Annotated in this window: 14 protein-coding genes and 2 pseudogenes; 9 read left to right on the forward strand and 7 right to left on the reverse strand. The window is 69.0% G+C overall.

Features of this window, described 5'->3' with window-relative positions:
- Positions 1-421: pseudogene (locus KDK95_RS30850) on the reverse strand (MMPL family transporter); the annotation flags it as partial.
- A gap of 130 nt (positions 422-551) precedes the next feature.
- On the opposite strand from KDK95_RS30850, the gene KDK95_RS30855 reads away from it, so the two are divergent.
- From KDK95_RS30855 to KDK95_RS30885, 7 genes are all read left to right on the forward strand, one after another.
- Positions 552-818 (forward strand): metal-sensitive transcriptional regulator, encoded by a 267-nt coding sequence (locus tag KDK95_RS30855; RefSeq protein WP_212521867.1) that lies wholly within the window; start codon positions 552-554, stop codon positions 816-818.
- A gap of 42 nt (positions 819-860) precedes the next feature.
- The gene (locus KDK95_RS30860) at positions 861-1,259 is read left to right on the forward strand and encodes a DUF302 domain-containing protein (protein ID WP_212521868.1); all 399 of its coding nucleotides are present in this window, start codon (positions 861-863) and stop codon (positions 1,257-1,259) included.
- Positions 1,260-1,266: 7 nt separating this feature from the next.
- On the forward strand, positions 1,267-1,908 hold the full coding sequence (locus KDK95_RS30865) for a class I SAM-dependent methyltransferase (protein ID WP_212521869.1): 642 nt from the start codon (positions 1,267-1,269) through the stop codon (positions 1,906-1,908).
- Between the two features lie 113 nt (positions 1,909-2,021).
- Positions 2,022-2,369 (forward strand): rhodanese-like domain-containing protein, encoded by a 348-nt coding sequence (locus KDK95_RS30870; protein WP_212521870.1) that lies wholly within the window; start codon positions 2,022-2,024, stop codon positions 2,367-2,369.
- A 27-nt stretch (positions 2,370-2,396) separates the two neighbouring features.
- Complete coding sequence (locus KDK95_RS30875; protein WP_212521871.1) at positions 2,397-3,776, forward strand: MBL fold metallo-hydrolase; 1,380 nt, start codon at positions 2,397-2,399, stop codon at positions 3,774-3,776.
- Complete coding sequence (locus KDK95_RS30880; RefSeq protein ID WP_212521872.1) at positions 3,773-4,648, forward strand: sulfite exporter TauE/SafE family protein; 876 nt, start codon at positions 3,773-3,775, stop codon at positions 4,646-4,648. Before KDK95_RS30875 ends, KDK95_RS30880 begins: the two co-directional genes overlap by 4 nt.
- 31 nt (positions 4,649-4,679) lie before the next feature.
- Positions 4,680-4,856, forward strand: coding sequence for a DUF8730 family Cys-rich protein (locus tag KDK95_RS30885; protein ID WP_212521873.1), 177 nt, complete (start codon positions 4,680-4,682; stop codon positions 4,854-4,856).
- A gap of 303 nt (positions 4,857-5,159) precedes the next feature.
- On the opposite strand, the gene KDK95_RS30890 is transcribed toward KDK95_RS30885, so the two are convergent.
- The 5 genes from KDK95_RS30890 to KDK95_RS30910 all read right to left on the reverse strand — a co-directional run bounded on the left by KDK95_RS30890 (position 5,160) and on the right by KDK95_RS30910 (position 11,798).
- Positions 5,160-5,354: a hypothetical protein gene (locus KDK95_RS30890; RefSeq protein WP_212521874.1), complete on the reverse strand. Its 195-nt coding sequence runs from the start codon at positions 5,352-5,354 to the stop codon at positions 5,160-5,162.
- Positions 5,348-5,515: a transposase gene (locus KDK95_RS38425; protein ID WP_212521875.1), complete on the reverse strand. Its 168-nt coding sequence runs from the start codon at positions 5,513-5,515 to the stop codon at positions 5,348-5,350. Before KDK95_RS38425 ends, KDK95_RS30890 begins: the two co-directional genes overlap by 7 nt.
- 1,258 nt (positions 5,516-6,773) lie before the next feature.
- A complete protein-coding gene (locus KDK95_RS37515; RefSeq protein WP_212521876.1) occupies positions 6,774-7,541 on the reverse strand; it encodes a methyltransferase domain-containing protein in 768 nt (255 codons plus the stop codon).
- Complete coding sequence (locus tag KDK95_RS37520) at positions 7,538-8,767, reverse strand: phosphodiester glycosidase family protein (protein ID WP_212521877.1); 1,230 nt, start codon at positions 8,765-8,767, stop codon at positions 7,538-7,540. Before KDK95_RS37520 ends, KDK95_RS37515 begins: the two co-directional genes overlap by 4 nt.
- 619 nt (positions 8,768-9,386) lie before the next feature.
- Complete coding sequence (locus KDK95_RS30910) at positions 9,387-11,798, reverse strand: penicillin-binding transpeptidase domain-containing protein (RefSeq protein ID WP_212521878.1); 2,412 nt, start codon at positions 11,796-11,798, stop codon at positions 9,387-9,389.
- A 282-nt stretch (positions 11,799-12,080) separates the two neighbouring features.
- Here KDK95_RS30910 and KDK95_RS30915 point away from each other — a divergent pair, with 282 nt between their 5' ends.
- Positions 12,081-13,109, forward strand: a complete 1,029-nt coding sequence (locus KDK95_RS30915) for a cytochrome c oxidase assembly protein (protein WP_212521879.1) — start codon at positions 12,081-12,083, stop codon at positions 13,107-13,109.
- A 254-nt stretch (positions 13,110-13,363) separates the two neighbouring features.
- Here KDK95_RS30915 and KDK95_RS30920 read toward each other — a convergent pair whose 3' ends face one another.
- Positions 13,364-13,750 (reverse strand): hypothetical protein, encoded by a 387-nt coding sequence (locus KDK95_RS30920; RefSeq protein ID WP_212521880.1) that lies wholly within the window; start codon positions 13,748-13,750, stop codon positions 13,364-13,366.
- A gap of 809 nt (positions 13,751-14,559) precedes the next feature.
- On the opposite strand from KDK95_RS30920, the pseudogene KDK95_RS30925 reads away from it, so the two are divergent.
- Positions 14,560-14,836, forward strand: a pseudogene (locus KDK95_RS30925) (peptidoglycan D,D-transpeptidase FtsI family protein); the annotation flags it as partial.

The following is a 14,836-nucleotide window of genomic DNA, read 5'->3' on the forward strand; positions in this document are numbered from 1 at the left end:
CGGTGTGCCCGTCCGCGCTGACCGTGAGCCCGGGGCGCGGCTGGATCACCTCGGCCACGCTCCGGTTCGCCTGAAGCAGGCCCGTCGCCTTCGCGAGCACCGCGCGCGCCGCCGGGTCGGCGACCGACCCGTCGGCGTGCACCACGACCTGGATCGCGGTGGACCCGGTCCCGCCGAAGTGCCGGTCGACCAGATCGCGCACCTGCACGGACTGCGATCCGGACGCCTGCCATCCCGCTCCGGCGAGCACGCTGGTCACCTGCGGCGCCAGCGCGCCGAGCCCGGCCACCAGCACCAGCCACAGCAGCACCGTGGTCCGGAAGCGCCGGGCCGCGACCAGCCCGATCCGCCCCAGCACGCCCGGCGGCGGCTCCTGCCCCCGCTCCATTCCGACCTGATCCTCGATTTTCGCAAAAGTCACGCCGCTCTCCTCACACGGAAGGACCATACCCCCAGGGGTATATCTCAGAGGATCTTAACTCGAGGCATCCGGGGTGGCGCAAATACCCCTTGGGGTATACTGGTGTGCAGCAGATTGAAAGGAACCGCCGATGCAGATCGAGACCGAGACCGTGGAGCAGGTCACCAAGCGGCTGCGCCGCGCCGAGGGGCAGATCCGCGGCGTGATCGCGATGCTCGAAGCCGGCCGCGACTGCGCCGAGGTCGTCACGCAGCTCGCCGCCGTCTCCAAGGCCCTGGACCGGGCCGGGTTCACGGTGATCGCCAGCGGGCTCGAGCAGTGCGTGGCCTCGGAGGACGCCGCCGAGCGTGCCACGAGCGTCGCGAAGATGGAAAAGCTCTTCCTCTCCCTCGCCTGACCGACGAACACCGCCTGTCAGGACCCTCGAAAGGTGCGTGCCATGTCCTACGGAACCGCCATCACCCTCGACCGGCCCCACGACGAGGTCGTCGAGAAGGTGCGAGCCGCGCTCAAGGAGCAAGGCTTCGGAGTCTTGACCGAGATCGACGTGCAGGCCACCATGCGCGAGAAGCTCGGCGAGCAGATGCAGCCGTATCTCATCCTCGGCGCGTGCAACCCGCCGCTCGCGCACCGCGCCCTGTCCGCCGATCCGTCGATCGGACTGCTGCTGCCGTGCAACGTCGTGGTGCGCCTACACGAGGGCCGCACGGTGGTCGAAGCCCTCGACCCGAACATCATGGTCGAGGCCACCGGCGACGCGAGCCTTTCGCCCATCGCCGCCCAGGCGGCCACGAAGCTCAACGCCGCCCTGGACACCGTCGCGAACCAGTCGGCATAACAAGGCTATGACATCCGGCGGCCGCGGCGACGGATGGAGGCGGCGCGCTGAACTCTACGACCGCCTCGCCCCCTGTTACGACGTGCTGATCGCCCCCTTCGAGAAGCTCCTGCTGGCGGACGCGCGCCTGTGGGCGGCGCGCATCGCACGCGGCCGGACCCTCGAGATCGGCACCGGAACCGGACGCACCCTGGCCGAACTGCGCCACGCGCTCGGCGCGCAGGCGCCGGCACCGGTCGGCGTGGATGTCTCCCTGGGCATGCTGACCCGAGCCGCTGCCCGCACCCGCGCTCTACGCGCGACGGTGATCGCCGCGGATGCCGCACGCCTTCCGCTCGCCGCAGCCACGATCGACACCGCGGTCTCGACACTCACACTCTGCGCTATGCCCGAACCACTCGCGGTCCTGACGGAGGTTCGCCGCGTACTGCGACCCGACGGGCAACTGGTGCTGATCGAGCACTCCACATCTTCATGGCGCGCCATCGCGGCACTGCAACGCCTCCTTGAGCACTGGACCGCGCCCCGCTTCGGCGAACACCTCACGCGGGAACCGGAAGTGCTCGCCGCGCAGGCGGGCTTCACGATCGTCCACTCCGAAGCGCGGCTCGGCGGCATCGTGCGCCGTGTCATCGCGCGCCCGCACTGATCCGCCGACGATTCGGAGGCACTGCGACCCGTCATACACCAGGGGGTATATGACCTGGCTTGACGGGCACCCCGGGTAGGCGTTTACTGTGACTTACGGATACCCCCCGGGGTATGTGGATCCACGGTGAGGAGACCACCGGAATGCTGGAGATAGATCCCGACGCCTTCGCGGCGGCCCATGCCGCCGGCGGCTACGTCATCGATGTGCGCGAGGACTACGAGTACGTGGCCGGGCACGTTCCCGGCGCCCGGCTGACGCCGCTGGCCCATCTCGTTTCGGTCGTCACGCAACTACCGAGCACGGAGCCGGTCTACGTGATCTGCGCGTCGGGCAACCGGAGCAAGGCCGCGGCCGGGATGCTGCGCCGGGTGGGGCTCGACGCCTACTCGGTCGCGGGCGGGACCGCGGCGTGGGCGCAGGCGGGCCGTCCTGTCGTCCTCGGCGCACGGGAACGCTGAACGAGAGCCCTCGGAAGGACTGGAATCATGGTTTTGATCTCCTCGGTCGACACCCCGACCCTCGGCGATCGCAGCTACCTCGCCCACGACGGCCGGGTAGCGTTGGTGATCGATCCGCAGCGCGATATCGACCGGGTGCTCAAGCTGGCCGCCGACGAGGGCGTGCGGATCACGCACGTGTTCGAGACGCACATCCACAACGACTACGTCACCGGCGGGTTCGCGCTCGCCGAGGCCACCGGCGCCGCCTACCACGTCAACGACGAAGACCCGGTCGCCATGGCGCACACTCCGATCCGCGACGGCGAGACCGTGCCGGTCGGCGACCGGATGCGCGTCAGGGTGCTGGCCACGCCGGGACACACGTTCACGCACCTGGCCTACCTGCTCGAGGAGCGCGAGGAGACGGGTTGGAAACCCGTCGGGGTCTTCACCGGAGGCTCGCTGCTGTACGGCGCGGTCGGACGGCCCGACCTGCTCGGACCGGAACACACCGACGCGCTCGCCCGTCACCAGCACGCCTCCGCCCAGCGCCTGGCCGAACTGCCGGAGGACACCCTGGTGCTGCCCACGCACGGATTCGGCAGCTTCTGCTCCGCAAGCCAGAGCACCGCCGCGGCCTCGACGATCGGCGTCGAGAAGGCCTTGAACCCGGCCGTCACCCTCGGCCTTGCGGAGTTCGTCGACACGCTGCTGTCCGGCCTCGACGCGTGGCCCGCCTATTATGCGCGGATGGCCTCGGCCAACCTCGCCGGTCCCGCCGCCGGCGTGCTGGACGCGCCGCGCCGGGCCGACGCCGCCGAGATCCGCGCAAGCCTGGAGGACGGCGGCTGGGTCATCGACCTGCGCAACCGCGTCGCGTTCGCCGCCGAGCACGTCATCGGCAGCGTGAACATCGGACTCGACGGCTCGTTCGCCACCTACCTCGGCTGGGTCATCCCCGCCGACGCGAGCATCACCCTGCTCGGCGAGACGCCCGAGCAGATCCTCGAAGCCCGCCGCGAACTGAGCCGCATCGGCGTCGATCCCGCGGCGCACGCCACCGGCTCCGTCAGGGACTGGGCCGGCGACCAACTGCCGGGGTCGTATCCGCGCGCGGGATTCGCGGAACTCGCCCACGTGCGCCACCATCGGCCGGTCGCCGTCCTCGACGTGCGCCGCAAGCTCGAACACGCCCAGGCGCACCTGCCCGACGCCCTCCTGATCCCGCTGCACGAACTGCTCGCGCGGATCGACGAGGTCCCCGACGGCGAGATCTGGGTGCACTGCGCGGCCGGCTACCGCGCCTCCATCGCAGCCTCGCTGCTGGCCGCCCGCGGACGCACCGTCGTGCACGTCGACGACGACTTCGACGCCGCGCTGCGGGCAGGAGCGATATCCGCCGCCGTACCGGAGCCGGTCGGATGATCACGGCGGCGGTGCTCGCCGTCGGGCTCGCGATCGGCCTGAGCCTCGGCGCGCTCGGCGGCGGCGGCTCGATCCTCACCGTGCCCGCCCTCGTCTACCTGCTCGGCGAATCCGCCCACGTCGCGACGACCGAGAGCCTGGTCATCGTCGGTGTCTCGGCGCTCGCCGCGACAATCGCCCATGCTCGCGCGGGCCACGTACGCTGGGGCCCGGGGCTTGCCTTCGGACTAGCCGGACTCGCCGCGTCCTACGCGGGCACCGCCGCCAACACGCGCGTCGATCCGCAGGTGCTGATGCTCGCCTTCGCTGCGCTGATGCTCACCGCCGCGATCGCGATGCTCAAGCGCGGCGCCGCCCCTCCCAAGAGCGCAACCGACGATCGCGTACGGATCGCCCCGGCACCCTCACCGAGTGCACCGTCGGGCGGCGGAACCGCGGTGCTCACGCTGGCGCCCTCGCCACCTGTCGCCGATCAACCCGGAGCGCGCTTCTCAGTCTCCGGAATCGTCAAGCTCTTGATCGCCGGCTCCGCGGTCGGGTTCATCACGGGCTTCCTCGGCGTCGGCGGCGGCTTCGTCATCGTGCCGGTCCTCGTGACGGCCCTCGGATACACGATGGCCGACGCCGTAGGCACCTCGCTGCTCGTGATAGCCATCAACTCCGCCGCGGCGCTGCTTGCCCGAACCGGGCATATGCAGCTCCACTGGGCGCTGCTCGCGCCGTTCATCGCCGCCGCGCTCGCGGGCTCCTTCGCGGGCCGGAACGTGGCCTACCGTCTGCCGGCCGAAACACTCAAGCGAGCGTTCGCCGTGCTGCTGGTGCTCGTCGCCGGCTACGTCGCCATCCGAGCCGGCCTGACACTGGCCGGATGACAGAACACCAACAAGAAAGGGAGATACCACCATGTGCCAGCGTGCCACGTGCAAGACCTGCGGCAAGGCCACCTACCGCGGCTGCGGCAACCACGTCGAACAGGTACTCGCCGGAGTGCCCCGGTCCCAGCGCTGCGCCTGCGGCCCCGCCGAGCGGGGCAGCGGCGGCGGACTGCTCTCGCGGCTGTTCGGAAACCGAAACGCCTGAATCGGTGAAAACCATGTCCAAGCCGCATTCGCCTTAAAGATGCGCGGTTCGCCTCATGCGCAAGCAGGTGGCGAACCGCTCAAGCGAAAGCCCGGCGAACGCGGCGTGCTCAGCGACGCGGTACCCGTGAGGTTCCTGTCGGCGAGTTCAGCAAAGCAACCGGCCGTACCCCCAGTGCGTGGACTGAGGGTACGGCCGGCGCCTGCATGCCCACGGTATGGAGGTCGTCCCCGCCCTCACAGAGGGTCGGGGCCTAGCCCATGAGGGCGGCAGAGCACGTAAACCCGCGTACATCGCCCCGCTCTACGCCTCCCGCTGCACGGCGAACTTGCCACGCACCTCGTCCATGTCCAGGGCGCGCGCCTTGTCAATCAACTCGTCGGGCGCTGCTTCGGGCAGGGCACCGATCATTAGCGTCGGAATCGAGGAGATCTCGAACGCGCCCGCCAACGCAGGCTGTGCCTCAGCGTCGATCTTCCCCGAACACCAGATCACCACCGCCCGGGGTCCTCGGTGCGCTCGGCCGCCTTGACCCACTGGCGCAGTGTCTCATGGTTAACGCCGAGGTCCCGCGCCACCTGGGCGAGCGGCCTGTCCGAGGAACGTACCAGCGCGACCGCGTCGGTACGGAACTCAGCAGAGTATCGAAAGGTCCCCAACGAGGGCTCCTGTCCTTCGGATCTTCACGATCCAATGATCAGGGTGTCCACGCTCAAGGGCCAATCCCCCGGGTATCGGCGCGGTCGCTTTGGCACACGGGTACTGCCGCCTGGCCCGCGCAGCCGGCACGTCCAGCGGGCCACGACACGCTTCGAGCAAAGTACGAGCGTCGTGGCTACGGTCCGGCCCTGGTCGCGGCGAGGTTCGTCCCGGTGGCCCCGCTCGGTTGCAGGCACTTTGTCGGGCTTGCTGTGCGTCCCAGCTGCGCGGTTCACCGCCTGGCAGGTGTCCGGCGGTCTGGTCTGGACGAGCACGACAACGCTCGTCGGCTACGGCGTCGGGCGTGCGGCCCCAGGGCTCGAACGCTTCGTTCCCGTGTTCCTGTTCTTCGCGGCGCTCTCGTTCCCGATTACCACCGGGTTTGGCTACCTCTTCGTGCATATGCGGGCCCGGCGCCTGTTCGCAAGAACGCCCTCGCCCACGTGCCGGAGAAGGAGGCGGCTCGCGTATGAGCACTGCACTTAGCGGCCCGGGCTCCTCCAGTTCGTCCACAGCCAGCTGAAAGGCCATCCGGGCCCACACCCCCATCGGGGTCTTTCCGCTCTCCTCGGCCGACGGGCAACCGTCACGACGCGATCGGAACCGTGAGCATAAGATGCGCACCATCACCCGCACGCCGGCCAACGACGCCGACGGCAGACCCGCCCGCATCCCGGGCGAGCACCATTGCGACCACTTCTTCGCGGCGCTCGGCTACGCCTTTGCCATCGCCGCCACGGCGGCCGGGCCTGCTCACCCCGCATCTCGGCCTGCTCGCCGCCGTCACCGGTGTCGCCCTGAAGTCGTCGTCCCGGTGCCGGTCAACCTCTCGCTGATCTACCGCGGCGCCCGGCTGCGCTGCGCACCGACGAGGCGGAACCGCGCTCCATCCAGCGAACCTCCAGCCGCAGCACACGGATGCGCGCCGTCGCCCTGAGGCGACAGGTCGAACGCACCCATCCACCGAATTCGCGCCGCCAGCGGCACCCGGAGGTGCTCTGTGGCCGCCGCGCGAGGTCGCGCCAAGCAGACGGGCCGACCGCGCCCCGCCTTGGTGGCTGCAGCAGGAGTAGCGGGGGACGCACCAGCCCCCGCGGCCAGCCTGGCTCCGTCCGCCGATGTTTCGACCTCGACCACAGAACACCTGTAATGATCGAGTGTCTAGGTCGTGTTCTCGGCGATGAACATGTACTCGCGCCCCCCGGGCGATCGGGAGCGTCACGGACGTCGAGCACCCGGAAGCCGTGGGCCGCTAGGTCGGCCTCCACTTCGCCTCGGCTGCGGAGCCGCAGGGTCGAGCCGCAGGTCAACACCGCGCCGCCGGACGCGAAGCGGTAGCTGTGCCGTAACGAGATGAACGGCAACTCCACTGCGGTCACCTCCACTTGCCGCTGCACCAGTCCGAGGCCGGGCAGGTCTGCGGTGAGCGGTTCGGCCGACTGGCGCGCAAGGTCCAACCAGACGCGCAGTGTGGGGCGTGTGATCTCGAGAGCCAGACGGCCCCCCGGCCGCAGTGCGCGCCCGACGGGCCCTGAGCGTCTGAGCCCACTCGTTGTCGGCGAGAATCGCTTGCGCCACATCGCCGGTGATGACCGCTAGATCGGCAGCAACGGCGGGTAGCGCCGTCGCGTTGGCGTGGATCCGCGTGGCCGATTCTGCCCTTTGGTTCGCCAAGGCAACCCGCAGTGCTACCGCAGCCGGGTCGACCGCGGTAACGCTACGGCCGGTCGCTGCGAGGCGTACGGCGAGGTGCCCGGTCCCGCAGCCGACATCGACCACTGTGTGCGCACCCAACTCGTCAGCGAGAGCGACATAGAACTCGAGCGCGTCGTCAGAGTCGCCTTCGAAAGCATCGAATACAGCGGCCAGACGTGGGCGAGGGGTCTTCGTCTCAGGCGCCAGCCCGCTGCGCGGCTCCTCGGGTACTCGAGCAGTCTGCGTATGTGCGGCACCTTGATCCGCACGAGGGGGCAGCGTGGTGTTCATCGCAGGTTCACCGAGACGAAGTCGCGACTGGAGGGCTGCAGGTAGCGGCCTGCAGGTTGGACGAAGTCCCAGAGTTTGACCGGGTCGGGATTGACCGGGTCGCGGCTGTAGGTCATGAACGAGACCCAGTCGGGGTTGATGTCCAGTTCCATGGCGTTGACCGCGCCGGCCGCCTTGAGCAGGTGTGCGAGGGTGCTGACCGACAGCGCGGAGCCGCTGACGTATACGATGTCTCCGGTGGCGGTGATGCCGACGCCGGAGCGGGCGATGTAGAAGTCGTTGTTGATCGTGTATCCCCACTGGGTGCCGGATCCGGCACCCAAGGTCGCTTGGATCTCACCGTGGTCGACCAGCAGGCTGAGGTTCTGCCGAACGCCGAGCACGCCGGGTCCCATCCTCACATCGGTTCCCCACGCTCCGATCGAGAGCGAGCCATCGCGGTGAAAGACCTCGGAGGCCTTTCCGGCCACCAGCGGCACCGCGGTGACGCCGTTGTCGTAGTAACCGCCGAGCGCGTCGTCGGGGTGCACCTTGAACCCGCCGTTCCAGGTGGCGACCAGGCCCTTGAGCGCGGCACCGGACAGCGAGTCGGGCACCGGCCAACTCCCGCCGGGCTGCTGGTAGCCGGGGTGTAGCGTGAAGGCCAGGGCCTTCTGGTTCATCCACACCGCATAGGCAAGCTTCGAAGTGTGCACATCATCGGGGCGCAGCGCCGCCTGTTCGAGTACGGGGTTTCCGGCAGGCCCGTAGATCACCGGGTGCCACACGCCTTCTCCCGGCAGCGGGCGCGAAGCCTGGGCGGGGATGTTCGCCGGAAGGTCGACCGGTGCGGCGCCGGCGGCGGTCGGATGTGGATGCGGCGCGGAGCCTTGGCCGCCGAGCAGCGCCCTGCGCTGCTCGGCGCTGAGCGCGCCGCCGGCGGGCGGAGCGGTGTAGGTCTGGTTCTCCAGCCAGGTCACCGCCCAGCTCAGGTGGTGGTCGCGTCCCCATTCGGCGACCCGCGCAGCGACCCTGTCGGTCCCCGGGGCGGTCAGATACGGATAGATCGTCACGCCGACGTACACGGCGGCCGCGAGGACCGCGCAGAGGATGCCGCGCAGCACCCACACGAGCCTGCGGCGCAGGTGCGACGGCAGTCTACGTCGCCTGCTCCGGACAAGCCCGCGCCGCTTCGCGTTCCGGGCCAGCTCACGCGCACGCTGTGACATCGAAGTCTTACTCGTCACCTGCGCCACCTTGCCTGGCCGTTAACCTGTGGGCCGGAACCGTGCGTGCGGCTACCCTGCGGTGCCGCCGCGTCCGTGGTGGCGACGACGTTGCGGGCACATGGCGAGCTGCGTAGGCGGGCGGCTCGGCTGAAGCTGCTTGCCAGCTTGGCTCCGAGCACGTACCGCGCCGGCTCGTTGCGCACCTCGTCGGGAGAAGCCTCACGGAGCGCAAGTCGAGCAGTGCGCGGGTGCTTCTCGAATCGCATACACGCCCCGGGGTCTTCAATAAGCGAGGACGGGCCGCTGCTCTTCGATTACGCATACCGGCAGCCGTCGAGCGAGTACGGCCCGCAGTCCGATTCCAACGACAGACAGCCCGTCTCCGCGCATCACGCTTGCCCACAATTGCTTCTACACGACTGTAGATGTTCACGCGGGGTAAGACGCGCGTCGCCTCCCGCGGGTTCCCACCCCACCGCTCCTCGCGCGCACGCGAGGCACTTTCAGACCCGAGGTCCCGCGTCGTCCCGGACCGCGCGCCCTGCGATGCGACCCCTGCGGTTTCCGACCGGGCAGGCGTGGCGCGCGATGCACGAAAAGGGCTGAGGGATCTGGGAGCATTCCGTGTTCTCGGGCCTCAGGCGTATCCGAGTTTCTGGAAGACGTGCAGACACTCGGGGGCCGCGGTAGACGCACCGTAGGTGCCTTTGATCACGAGCGCGCCGACGCACAGGTCGTGCTGGTCGTCGAAGACCACGAACCAGGCGTTGTTGTACAGGCCGGCGCCGCTGCCGACCTCCGCGGTGCCGGTCTTGCCGTGGAAGTGGCCGTTGTGCGGGAATGCGACGCCGTACGCCGTTCCGATGCTCGAGTCGATCACATCCGACATCATCGACTTCAGTGCGGCCCGCGTCGCGGACGGCAGCGGAGTGGCGGTGATCTGCGTCTGCTTCGGCACGACGATCGGCTGCTTGAAGCTGCCGTTCGCCACCGTCGCGGCCACCGAGCACATCGCCAGCGGGCAGGCGACGATCTGGTCCTGGCCGACCAGCGACTCCGCGAGTCCCGCCCCGCTCAGGTTCTCCTGCACGGTCATGTACTGCGCGGACTCGCCAACACCGATGTCCCAGGGCTGGTTCAACCCGAAGTAGGTCTTCGCCGTGTCCGCGAGCAGGTTCGCGGTCATTCCGGAGTGGTTGTAGAAGCTGGAGAAGGCGTTGTTGCAGGACTTCGCGAAGTCTTCGCCGTAGGTGTAGTCGCCGGACTCGCCGCCGGAGTTGTGCAACACGTTGTTCGTGATGGTCAGCGTGGCCGGGCAGGGCGCGTCGGTCGAAGGGGTGACCATTCCGGAGTTCAGCAGCGCCGCCGAGGTGATGATCTTAAAAGTGGATCCGGGCGCGACCCGCGCCAGCAGCGCGTCGTCGTAGTACTGGCTGGTCGTGTTGTTCGCGATCGCCAGGATGTGCCCGGTGGACGGCTGGATGACCACCATCGAGCTCTGGGGGTTCATGGTGACGGCCGTGTCGGCCGCGCTCTGCACGTTCATGTCGAGCGTGCTGGCGACGGTGCCGTTGTTGATCGGGTCGGTCAGCGTGGCGACCGTCGCGACCTGCTCGCCCTTGGCGTTGACCATGATGATCTGCTGGCCGTCGGTCGCGCCGGTCACCGTCGCCTTGCTGATCAGGACGTTGACCAGGCTGGCGAGGCTCGGGTGCGCGGTGGTGTCGATCAGCGTGCCGTTGCGGTCCGCCACGCCCTTGACCGAGGCCGGGGTCTTCTTGATCTTCAGCTGGTAGCCCGACTTGAGCGAGGCGTACAGGATCTGCGGCGTCCACTGCACGAACCAGCGGGTGTAGCCGTCGATCTGCTTCGAATAGGTCGCGAAGCCGCTCTGGTACTGCCACTGGCCCATCGGCGAGCCGGCCTGCGTGGTGATCGCGAAGGTCATCCAGCCGACGCTGTTGGCCGCGTTCGGGTTGAGCACCAGGCCGACGACGCCGAGGTTCTCCTTGTACCACTTGAGCGCGGCCAGCGACTCGGTCGGATTGTCGGTGATGTTCGCGGCCGTCTCCAGCTCGCCGTTCTGCCACGCCGTCAGGAACGCGGTGCCGGTCTGCGTCGCCGAGGAGGCGCCGGAGTCGGTGGCCGGGGCGAAGCCCACGGTCGGCACCTTCGGCGTCGTGCCGGGCAGCTTGATGACGCCCGCGGCGGTCATCCCGGCGACCGCGGCGACCGCGATGCCGCCGCCCGCGATCAGGGCGCGGCGCCCCAGCCTCCTGCCGCCTTCATCGCCGTCGCCGTCGAGTTCACGCCGGTCCAGCGTGAAGTCGCGCGGCTGCGGCAGTTCGAAGCGCTGCGGGTCGACCGCGTGGAACTCCGGCGGGCGGTAGCCGCGCGGCGTGCCGGCCTGCGGTGGGACGCCGGGCACCGCCGACTTTGCCCGAATCGAATCAAGCTCGCCCTGTGGAACGGCGGGCTGGATCCGCGTCGGCTGCGCGCCTGGAGCCTGCTGCGGCAGGTGGTCTCCGGACGCGCTCGCGCCGCGGCCTCCGTAGCCGGCCAATGCGGAGGCGGGCGCCCGGTGCGCCGTACCGGATCTCGGGGTGGAGACCGGCGGCAGCACGGTCGTCTTCGCCGCACGGGACTCGGTGATCTTCGGTATCAGCGTCGTGTCTTCGACCTCGGTCGCCTTCGGCGCGGGCTCGATCGGGCCGTCCTCATCAACGGTGCCGTCTGCGACCTCCCCCCGCCTTTCGGCGGCGTCCGCGTCCTCCCCATCCGCCTCGAGCGCGGAAACCGCGGGCTGGCCCTCCTCCCCGGGATCGTCAGGCTCCTGCCCGGCGAGCGGCTCCGCGCCGTCCTCGTCATCCGGCTCCACCTCGGGTGCCTCGTAGACCGGGATCGCAGCCGATCTGGCCTCGGGCGCGGATTCACCGAGCCCCGTCTCCGACGCATCCCCGGCCGTGGATGACGCCGTCTCCTCAGCGACGGCATCCGGCGGCTCACCGGTGTCTCCAGGGACCTCGCCTCCGACCGACTTATCCGCCATCTGTCCCACACCGCCCCTCATCCGTGGTGTTGGCAGCGACCTGCTCGCAACCTGTGAATCGCACCGGATTCCGTCCACGCCCATCAACGCGCTCCAGGACAGGTCCGCGTTTGCGGCCTGCCGGCGAAACAAGGACTGCGGGCGGAGATCGATGGATCCAACCCTGCCGTGCCTCGAGTCGCCCCGATGGCACCAGCCGCCCACAGAGCGCGTAGAGTTTCGGTAACCGAAAAGCTTGTGCAACGACACGATAGCAGCGGCGGCCGACGAAAGCAGCGGATCATGGTTCTGGCAGAGGCGTCTGCGCGGTGCCTGAGCCGGGGATGTGGCCCGGCTTCTGCTCTGCACTGGGGCGAGGTTTTGACCGCGTGGAAGTTCGATCCGGCGATGCTAGCGGCGCTACTGCTCGGCGTAGCGGGTTATGCCCTGGGGGTGCGTCGCTACCAGCGCGAGGTCGGCCGGTGGCCGGTTTCGCGCAGCATCTGCTTCACGGTTTCCGTGATCCTATTCACGCTCTCGACCATGTCGTTCATCGGCGACTACGAGAAGGTGCTCTTCTGGGATCGGGCGCTGCAGAACGGTCTTCTGCTGATGACGACTCCTCTGTTTCTGGCGTGCAGTGCGCCGCTCACCCTCGTGACCAGCGGCGAAGGCCGCGGAGCGCGGCTGGCGCGCAGGATCATCGCGTCGAGACCGATGCGACTGCTCACCTTTCCGGCGACCGTCTCTCTCCTGCTCCTGGTGACGCCGTACGCCCTGTACTTCACGGGCTGGTATCTGTCCTCTCTGACCAACAGCTTCGTCGACGAGACATCGCACCTGGAGTTGCTCGCCGTCGGCTTCCTGTACTTCTGGAGCCGTATCCAGATCGACCCGGCGCCCAAGCAGTACACGCACATGATCTCGGTGTGGATCAGCTTCATCGAAGGCGTGGGCGATGCCGGGGTGTCTATTGTGCTGTGGCTCGGTGGCGGCCTGGTCGCCGGAGGCTACTACGCTTCGTTCAGCACGCTGCCGCACGCCGTGCTCTACGCCCCGTTACGGCTGGGCGCGACCTCGGGACTGGCCTGGAACCAGGCCGTCGGCGGCGCGGTGTTCTGGATCGTCGGAGACCTCACCAGCATCCCGCTACTCGCCGCGCTCTGGCGCGGGCTGCACCGGGAGGAAACGGCCGCGGCAAGCTCGGTGCAGGAGGATCTCGAAGTCGCCGAGATCGAGTACGCCCCGGGCGACGGCTCGGCCCAGGAACGCTACCGCCCCTGGTGGCAGAACGACCCGCGGTTCACGAACCGCTCCACCGGCCCGGTGTGAGCGGCTTGCACTCAGGATTCCGCGGCACAGGCGGCGAGGTAGGTAGGCCGGACCCTCACCATGCCCTCACCTTCGCGCACCTGCCATCCAGCCCCACCCACAAGGCGGCCCGAGCCGCGCATTGCCGGATGCGCAAGCAAGCCTGGCTACGCGCAGGCACCCAGGGCGGCTCCGCCGGCCACCGGGACGACCAGGTCGGCAGTGGAGACCGCTGTGACTGGGTCGACACGGGCATGCGGCAAGGCGCCGCAGCGTCATCCCCCAGCACTCGGCCCTTGCGAGGATCGCACGGAGCGGACCCTCTTCCGTCGGGGACTCGGCAGCGCAACAGTGCGGCGGGCGGGACGCGCCACAAGCCGCGCGCCGTCGGCGGCGAGCCAGGTTTGAGGGAGGCCGCGTCGAGCGAAAGCCCGCTCGTACGCCGCCACGGCTGCATAGGGGTTCACGTGGGTGAGCCCGTCGTCGAGCTCGGCGGCCCAGTCCGGCCCCAGGTCCTCCTCCATCCAAACCACGACCTCGCAGCGCGCGTCGAGCCGCGATTTGATCTCCTCCCATTGCTCACACACCGTCATCGCCCGTACGGCGTCGGGAGCAAGCCGGTCCCGCAGCGCACCCGCCAATACCAGCAGTCTGATATTCACGACTGCAATGGTCAGTGCGGATGCGATCACAATGGTCGTCAGCAGTGGCACGGGGCCCCCGAGACGCGCAGACAGGCGGCACTCTCGTGCAAGCCGACGCTCACCTCACGCAACAGGCTCCGCTCCCATCATCTACACCGTCGTCGGCCCGCGACGGTCGCAGCCGCCTTCGACCGCGTCATACACCGGCCACAGAATAGTTCGGTGGCCGTTATGACTCCGGCGCCCGGCGCTCGGTTGCGCGGGCCGCACGGACCGGATCGACACCGTCGGTCGTGGAGCGTGCCTTGCAGTGCCTATCAGCCGCAATACTCGCCGCCGGGGCGACCTGTCGCCATTGACGAGGCCGAGGGCAGAACGGCCTCGGCTGGGCGCAGGATTTCGAGTCGGGCGAACGATGGGGTGCCAGTTGGTTCTAGTGGCTACCCTCGCCCCGCTAATCCCGCTGTATGCGCCGATACGTATATGAGTGGCCATGGGCGAGTAACCCGCTATGAAGCGAGGACACGTGCGGCACCGCCCAGATCGTCATGCGCGACGGCTGTGACGGGCAGATGTTGCCATCTCCCCGGCTGCCAGCGCCTTGCGTGGCGCCGGCCGGGCCGCACTGTTCAGACTGAACTCGGCCCCGCAAGCGGGGGCCATGAAGCCCACCGGCCCGCACCACCGTGCTGCAACGAACCTTGAGCCCGAGAAAGGGGGAGCCTTCTTCGGCCATCAGTCCCGATGGCGCACACGGCCGCGACGCAGACCGCCGCCGCTGCACGCATGAACCCTGATAACAACACCTCCTCCAACAGGAGTCCGTAATGAACCAGCAGCCTCCTCGGCGCCCCTCCGCGTTCGACGAGACGTCGAACAAGCGGCCCAAATCGACGCTGCGGCTGGGCCGCCCGAAGCGGCGTATCCGGGCCGGAATGTTCGCCCTCGCCTTCGTCTTCTCGCTCTACGGCGGCCGGCTCGTGCAGCTCCAGGTGACCGATGCCGGGGGCTACGCCGCGAAGGCCGCCGCCGACCGGACCGCCGACGTCACCCTGTACGCCACCCGCGGCTCGATACTCGACGCGTCCGGCCAGCCGATCGCCG

Origin of the sequence: Actinospica acidithermotolerans (assembly GCF_018139625.1) — a bacterium.
Lineage (GTDB): Bacteria > Actinomycetota > Actinomycetes > Streptomycetales > Catenulisporaceae > Actinospica > Actinospica acidithermotolerans.